Annotated in this window: 13 protein-coding genes; 9 read left to right on the plus strand and 4 right to left on the minus strand. The window is 38.6% G+C overall.

Annotation, left to right across the window (positions count from 1 at the left end):
- Together HMPREF2887_RS07895 and HMPREF2887_RS10595 are read left to right on the plus strand one after the other, a co-directional pair.
- The coding region (locus HMPREF2887_RS07895) for a sensor histidine kinase (protein WP_084741015.1) at positions 1-841 on the plus strand (841 nt) is incomplete at its 5' end.
- Between the two features lie 145 nt (positions 842-986).
- Positions 987-1121: a hypothetical protein gene (locus HMPREF2887_RS10595; RefSeq protein WP_256381214.1), complete on the plus strand. Its 135-nt coding sequence runs from the start codon at positions 987-989 to the stop codon at positions 1119-1121.
- Between the two features lie 194 nt (positions 1122-1315).
- On the opposite strand, the gene HMPREF2887_RS07900 is transcribed toward HMPREF2887_RS10595, so the two are convergent.
- Entirely contained in the window at positions 1316-2764 is a 1449-nt protein-coding gene (locus HMPREF2887_RS07900) for an alpha-amylase (protein ID WP_021001736.1), read from the minus strand.
- 176 nt (positions 2765-2940) lie between these two features.
- Between HMPREF2887_RS07900 and HMPREF2887_RS07905 the strand changes: the two genes are divergently transcribed.
- Entirely contained in the window at positions 2941-4554 is a 1614-nt protein-coding gene (locus tag HMPREF2887_RS07905; RefSeq protein WP_057489678.1) for a M20/M25/M40 family metallo-hydrolase, read from the plus strand.
- Between the two features lie 48 nt (positions 4555-4602).
- Here the strand turns inward: HMPREF2887_RS07905 and HMPREF2887_RS07910 are convergent, their stop codons facing one another.
- The 3 genes from HMPREF2887_RS07910 to coaA all read right to left on the minus strand — a co-directional run bounded on the left by HMPREF2887_RS07910 (position 4603) and on the right by coaA (position 6402).
- On the minus strand, positions 4603-5112 hold the full coding sequence (locus tag HMPREF2887_RS07910) for a DNA topology modulation protein (RefSeq protein WP_003024360.1): 510 nt from the start codon (positions 5110-5112) through the stop codon (positions 4603-4605).
- Positions 5113-5176: 64 nt separating this feature from the next.
- A complete protein-coding gene (rpsT, locus tag HMPREF2887_RS07915) occupies positions 5177-5428 on the minus strand; it encodes a 30S ribosomal protein S20 (protein WP_020999623.1) in 252 nt (83 codons plus the stop codon).
- 53 nt (positions 5429-5481) lie between these two features.
- A complete protein-coding gene (gene coaA, locus HMPREF2887_RS07920; protein WP_003024363.1) occupies positions 5482-6402 on the minus strand; it encodes a type I pantothenate kinase in 921 nt (306 codons plus the stop codon).
- 92 nt (positions 6403-6494) lie between these two features.
- Here coaA and HMPREF2887_RS07925 point away from each other — a divergent pair, with 92 nt between their 5' ends.
- From HMPREF2887_RS07925 to HMPREF2887_RS07950, 6 genes are all read left to right on the plus strand, one after another.
- The gene (locus tag HMPREF2887_RS07925) at positions 6495-7088 is read left to right on the plus strand and encodes a class I SAM-dependent methyltransferase (protein ID WP_003024365.1); all 594 of its coding nucleotides are present in this window, start codon (positions 6495-6497) and stop codon (positions 7086-7088) included.
- Complete coding sequence (locus tag HMPREF2887_RS07930; RefSeq protein WP_057489677.1) at positions 7085-8362, plus strand: pyrimidine-nucleoside phosphorylase; 1278 nt, start codon at positions 7085-7087, stop codon at positions 8360-8362. Before HMPREF2887_RS07925 ends, HMPREF2887_RS07930 begins: the two co-directional genes overlap by 4 nt.
- Positions 8363-8380: 18 nt before the next feature.
- On the plus strand, positions 8381-9043 hold the full coding sequence (gene deoC / locus HMPREF2887_RS07935) for a deoxyribose-phosphate aldolase (RefSeq protein ID WP_057489676.1): 663 nt from the start codon (positions 8381-8383) through the stop codon (positions 9041-9043).
- On the plus strand, positions 9030-9419 hold the full coding sequence (locus tag HMPREF2887_RS07940; protein WP_003042577.1) for a cytidine deaminase: 390 nt from the start codon (positions 9030-9032) through the stop codon (positions 9417-9419). Before deoC ends, HMPREF2887_RS07940 begins: the two co-directional genes overlap by 14 nt.
- A gap of 72 nt (positions 9420-9491) precedes the next feature.
- Positions 9492-10547: a BMP family lipoprotein gene (locus HMPREF2887_RS07945; protein ID WP_003024369.1), complete on the plus strand. Its 1056-nt coding sequence runs from the start codon at positions 9492-9494 to the stop codon at positions 10545-10547.
- Between the two features lie 136 nt (positions 10548-10683).
- A partial coding sequence (locus HMPREF2887_RS07950; protein ID WP_148131511.1) for an ATP-binding cassette domain-containing protein occupies positions 10684-11013 on the plus strand: 330 nt, incomplete at its 3' end.

Raw genomic sequence — 11013 nt, forward strand, 5'->3', positions numbered from 1 at the left:
GGTCTTTATCAATATCAGTCAGTTGGAACAAACTAGTCAAAATCATGAGCAGCTGATTGTAGTTGTGATGATTAGTTTCTGGGGAATTTCCTTGATTGCCAGTGTCTATCTGGCTCGAGTTAGTGTTAAACCTTTGTTGGAAAGCATTCAAAAGCAAAAGAGTTTTGTCGAAAATGCCAGTCATGAGTTGCGCACGCCTCTAGCTGTTTTACAAAATCGTTTGGAGACTTTGTTTAGAAAACCAGAAGCCACCATTATGGAATCAAGCGAAAGCATTGCTTCTAGTTTGGATGAAGTGCGGAACATGAAAATGTTGACGACAAATCTGCTTAATCTAGCACGGCGTGACGACGGGATTAAACCAGAAATTGGCGATGTCGAGCCAAATTTCTTTAATACGACCTTTACCAACTATGAAATGGTTGCCGCAGAAAATGGGAAAACTTTCCGATTTGACAATAGGATTCACCGCATGATTAAAACAGACAAGACCTTGCTGAAGCAATTAATGACGATTCTGTTTGACAATGCTCTGAAATATACAGATGAAGACGGTGTGATTGAATTGACAATTTCTGCAAATGATCGAAATTTGTTTTTGAAGGTTTCGGATAATGGTCCGGGGATTAGTACGGCAGATAAGAAAAAGATTTTTGATCGTTTTTATCGTGTTGATAAAGCACGGACTCGGCAGACAGGTGGTTTTGGTTTAGGGTTGTCGCTTGCAAAGCAAATCACAGAAGCTCTTAAAGGAACCATTGCAGTGAAAGACAATAAGCCTAAAGGAACTATTTTTGAGGTGAAGATTGCCATTAGAACGGACAATAGAAAGAAAAAATAAGTCAGGAATAACCTGTATTCATAGGGAAGGTTGTTTCGGAAGATGAGAAAAAACACGAACAAAGTCAGGATTAGTTGTTGGATATCTTGATCTGTTCGTGTTTTTATCTTGTTTAAAAGCAGCGTTGAATGGTTGAGGCTGGGGAATGTCAACATCATTTTTTCTTACTTCCGTCCGCCGGGCGGATGAGTTGTCTGACTTTTGGTTTATGCTGTCAGCTGGGCGGACGAGTCGCCTGAGTTTTAATTTATTCTGTCAGCTGGGCGGACGAGCTGACTAAGTTTCAGTTTATTCCGTCAGCTGGGCGGACGAGTTGTCTAAGTTTCGGTTTATTTTGTCGACTGGGCGGACGAGCCGCCTAAGTTTTAGTTTATGCTGTCAGCCGGGCGGACAGGGGTCTCAACTTTCGGTTTGCTTCGTCGCCCCGATCGACAGAGAGAGAATTTGGGTTTAGCTCTCTCTGTGTTCCTTATTTTATTGCGCAGACCAGACGCTAACTGATTTTTCTGCAACTGGGAAATCTGCCCAGCCGTCTTCCTCGATTATCACGGCTGAAGAGTTGTTTCCTAAGTAATCTTTAAACTCCTTACCAGCCCAATTTTCACCAACATACATGCGTTTTGAATTAGCTTGATCGTTTGTCAAAATAACAGCAATTGGTTGTCCGTTGTCTTTTCCTGAACGAGTCCAAGCGATACAATGCTCGTCATCAAAATAATCAGTCTGCTCACCATAAGCTAAGTTGAGCCGAATGTCTAATAATTTATCAAGAACTGTTTGGAAGCTGTCTTGAGCGAATTCGCCTTTGATACCATAGTAATCTCCGTAGAACACACAAGGAAGCCCAGCTTCACGAAGCAAGATAAGCGCATAAGCAGCAGGTTTAAACCATTCTTCAACAGTTGATTCTAGTGCTTGTCCACGTTGTGTGTCGTGATTATCGACAAAAGTAACAGCTGATTTAGGGTGATTTTTGACAAGCGTTTGTTCAAAAATATTTCGCAAATCATAGTCCGCCCCAGCACGACTAGCATCAAATAAGTTGTGGTGCAGTTTGACATCTACGAGATCAAAACGATAGTCAATACTTCCTAAATAATCGTTATTTGCAGTTTCATCACCATTCCAAAACTCTCCAAAGACATAGAAATCTTCTCCATACTTCGCCATAATATCACGGATAAAATTTCTCATAAAGAAAGAGTCGATATGCTTAATAGCGTCTAACCTAAAGCCATGAATGCCAGTCGTTTCGATAAACCAATCTGCCCAATCATAAAGGTTTTGAATGACTTCTGGGTGCTTAAAATCAAGGTCAGCATACATGAGATAATCAAAATTGCCATTTTCGTTATCAACTAAGTCATCATCTGCCCACCCTTTGTTGTCTCCTTGAATGAGGTAAATCCCTGATTTATTTTGCTTAGCATCATAATCCGTCCCTGTAAAGTGGTACCAATGCCATTCAAAATCATTGTATTTTTTATGGCGACCGGGGAATGTGAACTTGGTCCAGCCTTTTATTTCAAAAGGCTCAGAGAGGGCGACTGTACGATCATTTGGGTCAACTTCAATAACAGTAAATCTCTCTTTGTAATCCGCTGCCGCCTTGTGATTTAAAACGATATCTGCAATGGGTTCAATTCCATTTTCTTTGAGTGCCTTGATTGCGTTCAAATAGTCTTCCTTAAAGCCATACTTTGTCCGAACCGTTCCTTTTTGGTCAAACTCGCCTAAGTCAAATAAATCATAAATGCCGTAGCCGACATCGTTGGAACTAGTGGCTTTAAAAGCAGGTGGCATCCAAACCTTGCGAATGCCTTTAGAAGCTAGATGTGGAGCGTCTGTTGCCAAACGATTCCAATGTTGTCCGTCATTTGGTAGATACCATTCAAAATATTGCATTAATGTTTGATTTTCCATACGAGATACCTCTTTCTGGTCTTGTTGGCTACTATTTTAGCAAAATAATCTTTACAGCGCAAACGTTTGCGTAAATTTTATAGAATCAGAGGATGAAAAATAGATTGAAACGATGATTGTTGAGGTATATAATAAGGCTAGCAAGCTATTTTTATAAAAAGTTGAAGGAGCCATTGATGAAAAATAGGATTCAAGATATTTTTGACAAGAGTATGGCAATTGAGAGTTTCACCCATACGAGTTCAGAAAGAAATATAGAAAATTTTCTCAATCACTATATTGGCAGTCTGCTGTATTTTCAGGAGCATTCAGATTATTTTGGCACCTATCAGATTCCGGATGATATTTACCAGCGTAGTGTTAATTGGGCTTTGGTAAAAGGTCATTGTGCAGATACAGTGATTTTGTTTCATCACCATGATACGGTGGATATTGAGGATTTTGGAAATTTAAAGGAATTTGCTTTTGATAATGTTGCTTTGAAAAAGGCTTTAGCGAGTGCTTCACTGGGTCAAGATGTGTTAGACGATATAGCTGCTAACGAATGGCAGTTTGGCCGTGGGTCATGTGATATGAAAGCTGCATTGGCTTTGCAATTGGGAGTGGTAGCAGAATATGCGAGCAAAGCAGAAGGAGAAGTGAATCTTCTTTATTTATCAGTTGGAGATGAGGAATCCTATTCTCAGGGAATGCGAGCTGCGGTAGGTTTGCTTGCTGATCTGAAAAAGAAATTTCATCTGAATTATATCTTGGCGATTGATTCAGAACCATTTGAAAGCAATTCTGTTCAAGAAAAAGTATTGCATGTTGGAACAGTTGGGAAAATGATGCCTGTCGTGGTTACGCAGGGTATTCTTTCCCACATGAAAGAACCTCTCAAGGGTATCAATGCTGTTTCACTCCTCGCAAAAGTAGTGGAAAAAATTGATCTCAATCCCCTTTTGTCGGATTCGATTTATGGAGAGCAGGCTCCTTTGCCTTCGTGGTCTTACATGCGTGATTTGAAGGAAAATTATGATGTGTCAACCGTTCTCAGAGCAGCAGGCTATTTTAGTGTTCTTTATTTAGATAAAAGTCCAAAAGAGCTGATGACGACGATTCAACAACTCTGCCAAGAAGCCATTGATGAGTTTTATGAGCGTTATCAGGCTTTGCAGGTAACTTATAAAGAGGATAAAAAAGTCACAAAACCTCATGTATTGACTTATGAAGAGTTAATCCAGTTATGTCAAAAGAAGGCTGGATTTGAAGAATTTATGCAAAAGGTAAACCAATCTTCTCATGAAGCATTTCAAGCGGGTTCAAGCTATCAAGAAATAACCATTGCAACTGTTCAAAAGGTGATAGATTTCTATGATAAAAAGGAAGCATTTGTTGTGCTGGCTATTGCGCCGCCTTATTATCCTTCTATGAATTGTCGACATCTGAAAAATAGCGTGGTTGATATAGAAAAACTCATTGCACTTTATAATGGATACTTATCTGACACAGAGACTGGTCGTCTCGCAGTAGAAGAGTTCTTTATGGGAATTTGTGATATTAGTTATTGTGCTTTAGAAAAATCTGTTGAAGAGTATCAAAAAATTATCGAGAGTATGGCTGTTCCTGAACATTTATATTCGATTGATTTTGAGAAAATTCAGGACATCAATGTTCCTGGCATCAATCTGGGACCTTGGGGAAAAGATTTACATCAGTTAACAGAACGCGTCTATGAAAAGGATATGTTGGAGACGATTCCTCAATTTCTGTTATATTTGCTAGAACATATTGACAGTATTAAAAAATAAAAAAACAAGAGCTATATTCATAACTGAGCTGAATATAGCTTTTGATGTTTATGAAAATTGCGCTAAAAAGTTATCTAGTTCTTTTTGGTTATGAAGAACTATAAATTTGTAGGGATACATTTTTTGAAGTTTCTCATATCGTTTCCGAATATTAGCAGTTCGTCCGTCAAGTAAGATCCAGCGGATAAATTCCCAGTCAAACTTTTCAGGACAGCCTTGTGCCATACTGCCTCTGACCTTACCTCTGTTCTTGGAATAACGCTTTGCAGCCCGTAAAAGACAATCCCAACGCGAGAAATTTAAAAAGATAATTTGGTCTGCTTGCTCCATTCTCTCTTCATAGCAGCAGGAGCTGTAGTTTCCGTCTATCACCCAAGACAGATTCTCGTTTAAGAAAGTCTTGACTTGCTCTTGCATCCAGCTGCGGTCACTCATTTCCCAATTGGGTAGAAATTGTAGCGTGTCCAAATGAAGCAGTGAGATGTCATAATGTTTTGCTAAATATTTAGCAAGTGTAGACTTTCCAGAGCCGGAGTAGCCGATAATTGCGATTTTCATATAGAGCCTTTCTTACCGATGCAACAAAAAAAGCTCCACTGAGCTCTTTTTTACGTTATGCAGATTATTTTGCAAGTTTGCTAGCAAGGCGTGCTTTATCGCGGCTCGCTTTGTTTTTGTGAATCAAACCTTTAGTTTCTGCTTTATCAATAGCTGAGCTTGCAGCACGGAAAAGTTCTTCAGAAGGATTTGCTTCAAATGCTTTAATTGCAGAACGCATAGCTGATTTTTGAGCTGAGTTTTTTTCGTTTTGTTTAACGTTTAATTCAGCTCGTTTGATAGCTGATTTAATATTTGCCAATGTTTTCACCTCCAATGATATACTAACTATCTAATTATATATGAAAAGTTGAGATTTGACAAGCCTTTTTATTTTTTTAAGTAAATTTCATCAATCTCATGATTTTCTGTTTTATGAAGAATAATTTCAGCTCGGTTGCGTGTGGGTTCGATATAATCCTGTAAATTGACAAGATTAATAGATTTCCAGACATTTTGAGCAAATTCCATAACTTTGTTTTCTGGCTGAGAAGTGAAAGGATGATAATAGTTATTTGGATCTTCTTTTGCTAAAGTGAGCAATTTTTTAAAGCGGTCCAGATACCAAGTTTCGATATTTTCAACTTCCGCATCCACGTAAATCGAAAAATCAAAGAAATCCGTCATATAAAGGCGTTCATTTTGTGGATTTTGGAAAACGTTGATACCTTCAACAATGACAAAATCTGCAGCTGTAACAGACTGTTTTTTATTAGGAACAATATCATAAATTTCATGTGAATAAACAGGGATTTGGTAGTTTTGTCCATTTTTGATATTGTCAAGAAAATCAAGCAGCAGCTCCATGTTATAACTTTCTGGAAAGCCTTTGCGCTTGAGGAGATTTTGCTCCTCCAAATGAGCATTAGGATAAAGAAATCCATCTGTTGTTACCAATTCAACAGTTGCATTAGAAAATGTCCGAGATAAAAGTATTTGCAAGAGCCGACTGGTAGTAGATTTTCCAACAGCGACACTTCCAGAAACACCAATGATGAACGGTTGCCGTTTGCTTGCTTTCTGTAAAAAAATCCCTTTTGAGAATGCCAAATCCTCTTTTGAACGCTTGTAAATCTGAATAAGATTGGTTAAAGGCAGATAAACATCTGTCACATCTTGAAGGCTGATCTTATCATTGAAACTTTTGATAGAATTCAATTCTTTTTGCGTCAAAGGCGGGGTTGTTTTACGATGCAGATTTTGCCAAGTTTTTCGACTAATCTTTTCAAAATGGATAAATTCGTTCGTCATATTCACTCCTATAGTTGAAAAATAGTATAACATAATTTTAAACAAATTGTAAACGGTTTACAAATAAAAGGTCTTTATGTTAAAATAGTTTTATGGCTAAAATGTATTTCGCAGAAAATCCAGATGCAGAACATGATATTCACAAATTGAAGGTTCAACTTCTGGGGCAAAATGTGACTTTCTTGACTGATGCAGGAGTCTTTAGTAAGAAAATGATTGATTATGGCAGTCAAGCTCTTTTAAAGTGTCTTGATTTTCATAAGCAAGAAAGCGTATTAGATGTCGGTTGTGGCTATGGAACATTAGGACTTACTTTGGTCAAAGCTAAAGAAGTCGAAGCAACGCTTGTTGATATAAATCAGCGCGCTCTTGATTTGGCGCGTCAAAATGCTGAGCGCAATCAAGTCCTAGCTACGATTTTTCAATCTAATCTTTATCAAAATGTAGAAGGGAGATTTCATCATATTATCAGTAATCCACCGATTCGAGCAGGGAAACAGGTCGTTCATGAGGTGATTACAGGAAGTTATACGCACTTACTAGACGGGGGCGACTTGACGATTGTGATTCAAAAAAAACAAGGGGCACCAAGCGCAAAAGCTAAGATGGAAGAGGTTTTTGGAAACTGCGAAATTCTAAAAAAAGATAAGGGATATTATATCCTTAGAAGTAGGAAGGAAATATGAGAGCAGTTGATGTTATTCAGAAAAAGCGAGACGGCTTAGAATTAACTAGTGATGAAATCAAGTGGTTAATTGAAGGCTATGTTGCCGGAACTGTGCCAGATTATCAAATGTCAGCTTTTGCAATGGCAGTATATTTTAAAGGCATGAGCACTCGCGAGATTTCTGATTTGACGATGACTATGGTAGGGACAGGTCAGCAAATTGATTTGTCAGCTATATCTGGCGTTAAGGTTGATAAGCATTCAACCGGAGGCGTAGGAGACAAGGTAACGCTTGTACTGGTGCCTTTGGTAGCTAGTTTTGGAATCCCTGTTGCTAAAATGAGCGGTCGTGGACTCGGTCACACAGGGGGAACGCTTGATAAATTAGAATCCATTAAAGGATTTCAAATTGAGCGCAGCCAAGAAGAATTTATTAAGCAAGTACAGGATATTGGACTATCCGTCATTGGTCAGTCAAATCAGTTGGTGAAAGCTGATAAGTTACTTTATGCTTTGCGTGATGTGACAGCTACCGTCGATACGATTCCTCTGATTGCAAGTTCTGTTATGAGCAAGAAAATTGCAGCTGGTGCGGATAGCATTTTGTTAGACGTGACAGTTGGGGAAGGCGCATTTATGAAAAATCTAGAAGATGCGCGTGCTCTAGCTCGTACTATGGTTGATTTAGGAAAGGCGGTTGGGCGTAGGACGACAGCAGTTATTACTGATATGAGCCAACCTCTGGGAACTAGCATTGGTAATCGTTTGGAAATCCTTGAAGCTTTGGATATTTTGCAAGGAAAAGGTCGGGAAGATGTGACTGAATTTATTTGTGAATTAGGTCAAATCATGCTCGGCTTAGCAAATGTCGAAAAAACTGTAGACGAGGTTCGAGAACATCTATTTAATGGTTCAGCTCTTCAAAAATTTGAAGCCATGGTTGCAGCGCAAGGTGGCGATTTAGAAGATTTGTACCGCCCTTCTTCAGCAAAATACGTTGTAGAAGTAACTGCAGATGAAGCTGGTTATATTTCTGAACTACCAGCGATGGAATTTGGTCTATTTGCTATGCGGATGGGTGCTGGCCGAGCTGTGAAAATGGATGCATTAGACTTTGAAACAGGAATTGTTTTTGAAAAGAAAGTCGGAGAATCAATCAAAATTGGTGAAATTGTCGCAAAAGTTTATGCAAATGAAAAAATTTCACAAGAACTAGTTACAGAATTCAAAAAAAATGTTAAAATAAGTAATGAGTCAAAAAAAGTTCAAGAGATTATTGAAGTAATCGCTTAACTTACAGGAGAACCGAAAATGAAGTTAAATAAATACATCGATCATACGCTTTTGAAACCAGATGCTCAACAAGAGCAAATTGAAAAATTGATTGAAGAAGCAAGAGTATATGATTTTGCAAGTGTTTGTGTTAATCCAACATGGGTCAGTTTTGCAACAGAAGGATTACGAGATACAGATGTTAAGGTTTGTACGGTTATTGGTTTCCCTTTGGGTGCAAATACACCTGCTGTAAAAGCTTTTGAGGCAAAAGATGCCATTAAGAACGGAGCAGACGAAGTAGACATGGTTATCAATATTGGTGCTTTGAAATCTCAAAATCTGGTGTTGGTAGAAGAAGATATTGCTGCTGTTGTGGAAGCAAGCGGTGACACACTTGTAAAAGTAATTATCGAAACTTGTTTGTTAACTGATGAAGAAAAAGTTGTAGCGTGTCAGTTAGCCCAAAAAGCTGGTGCAGACTTTGTAAAAACTTCAACTGGATTTTCAACAGGTGGAGCTACTGTTCATGATGTAGCATTGATGAGAAAGACAGTGGGTCCAGATATGGGTGTTAAAGCTTCAGGTGGGGCTCGTTCGTATGAAGATGCAGTTGCATTTATTGAAGCAGGCGCAACGCGTATCGGAGCTTCTTCTGGTGTAGCCATTATGAAAGGGGAAAAAGCTAGTGGCGACTACTGAGTTGATTGATCTAGCTATTGAGACAAGTAAAAAGGCCTACGTTCCTTATTCTCATTTTCCAATTGGTGCCGTACTAGTAGCAAAAAATGGTCAGATTTTTACAGGTGTGAACATTGAAAATGCTAGTTTTGGTTTGACAAATTGCGGGGAACGCACAGCTATTTTTAAAGCGGTTTCTGAAGGCGTCACAGACTTTGAGGAGTTAATCGTCTACGGTGAAACCGAACAGCCTGTTTCTCCATGCGGAGCTTGTCGACAAGTAATGGCCGAATTTTTTTCTAAGGATTTAAAGGTAACGCTTGTTGCCAAAGATAAATCGACGGTCGTGATGACGGTCAAGGAATTACTTCCATATTCTTTTACTAACTTAGACTAGTTAGTAAAAAAGGTCATTTGACCATAGTTAATCTTGCAACGTTGTTGCACATCTTATTTAGGAGGTTCAGAGATGAACAAGAAACAATGGCTAGGCCTTGGTCTAGTAGCTGTCGCAGCAATTGGACTTGCTGCATGTGGTAACCGTGCATCTAAATCAGATAATAAAGATGCAAAGACGGATTTGAAAGCTGCAATTGTTACAGATACAGGTGGTGTAGATGATAAATCATTTAACCAATCTGCTTGGGAAGGTTTGCAAGCTTGGGGTAAAGAAAATGGATTGACAAAAGACCATGGCTTTACTTACTTCCAATCTACAAACGAATCTGAATACGCTACAAACCTTGAGCAAGCTGCTTCTAGCAATTACAAATTAGTATTTGGTATTGGATTTGCTCTTCGTAATGCAGTAGAATCTGCTGCAAAGGATCACTCTGATATTAACTATGTTATTATTGATGATGAAATTAAAGGTCAAAAGAATGTAGCTTCTGCACTCTTTGCAGATAACGAAGCTGCTTACCTTGCTGGTGTGGCTGCAGCCAAAACAACTAAAACAAAAATGATTGGTTTTGTTGGTGGTATCAAAGGTGCTGTATTAACTCGTTTTGAAAAAGGTTTTGAAGCTGGTGTGAAATCAGTAGATCCTTCTATTAAGATTGATGTGAAATACGCTGAAAGCTTTGGAGATGCTTCTAAAGGGAAGACGATTGCAGCAGCTCAATATGCAGCTGGTGCAGATGTTGTTTATCAAGTAGCCGGTGGTACTGGTGCTGGTGTATTCAACGAAGCAAAATCTATCAACGAAACTAGAAATGAATCTGACAAAGTTTGGGTTATCGGTGTTGACCGCGACCAAAACGATGAAGGTAAATACAAATCTAAAGACGGCAAAGAATCTAACTTTGTTTTGGCATCTAGCTTGAAAAAAGTTGGTGGTACTGTAAAAGATATTGCTAACAAAACAGCAAAAGATAAATTCCCAGGAGGAAAAACTACAACTTACGGTCTGAAAGACGGTGGGGTAGATTTGACAACTAAGAACTTATCAGATGATGCTAAAAAAGCTGTTGAAGATGCAAAAGCAAAAATCCTTGACGGAAGTATTAAAGTTCCTACAGAATAAAGAATAACCTGACACTCAAGAAGCGACCTTCGTGGGTCGCTTTTTTGAGATTGAGACAGCTTTTGTCTCAGTAAAGCTGGCTAATCTTTTAGTGAGTTTTACTGAAATAAAATAATTTCTGAAAGGAATCAATCATATGGCACATGAGAATGTCATTGAAATGCATGAAATAACCAAGATTTTTGGTGAATTTGTCGCAAATGATAAAATCAACTTAAATCTAAGACGCGGTGAAATTCATGCACTTTTAGGAGAAAACGGAGCGGGCAAGTCTACTCTGATGAATATGTTGGCTGGCTTGCTTGAGCCAACAAGTGGTGAGATTACTGTGAACGGAAAATCAGTGACAATTGATTCTCCATCGAAATCAGCATCTTTAGGAATCGGAATGGTTCACCAGCATTTCATGTTGGTAGAGGCTTTCACGGTTGCTGAAAATATCATTTTGGGTAGTGAAACGACCAAA

This window comes from Streptococcus sp. HMSC071H03 (genome assembly GCF_001813035.1).
Lineage (GTDB): Bacteria > Bacillota > Bacilli > Lactobacillales > Streptococcaceae > Streptococcus > Streptococcus anginosus.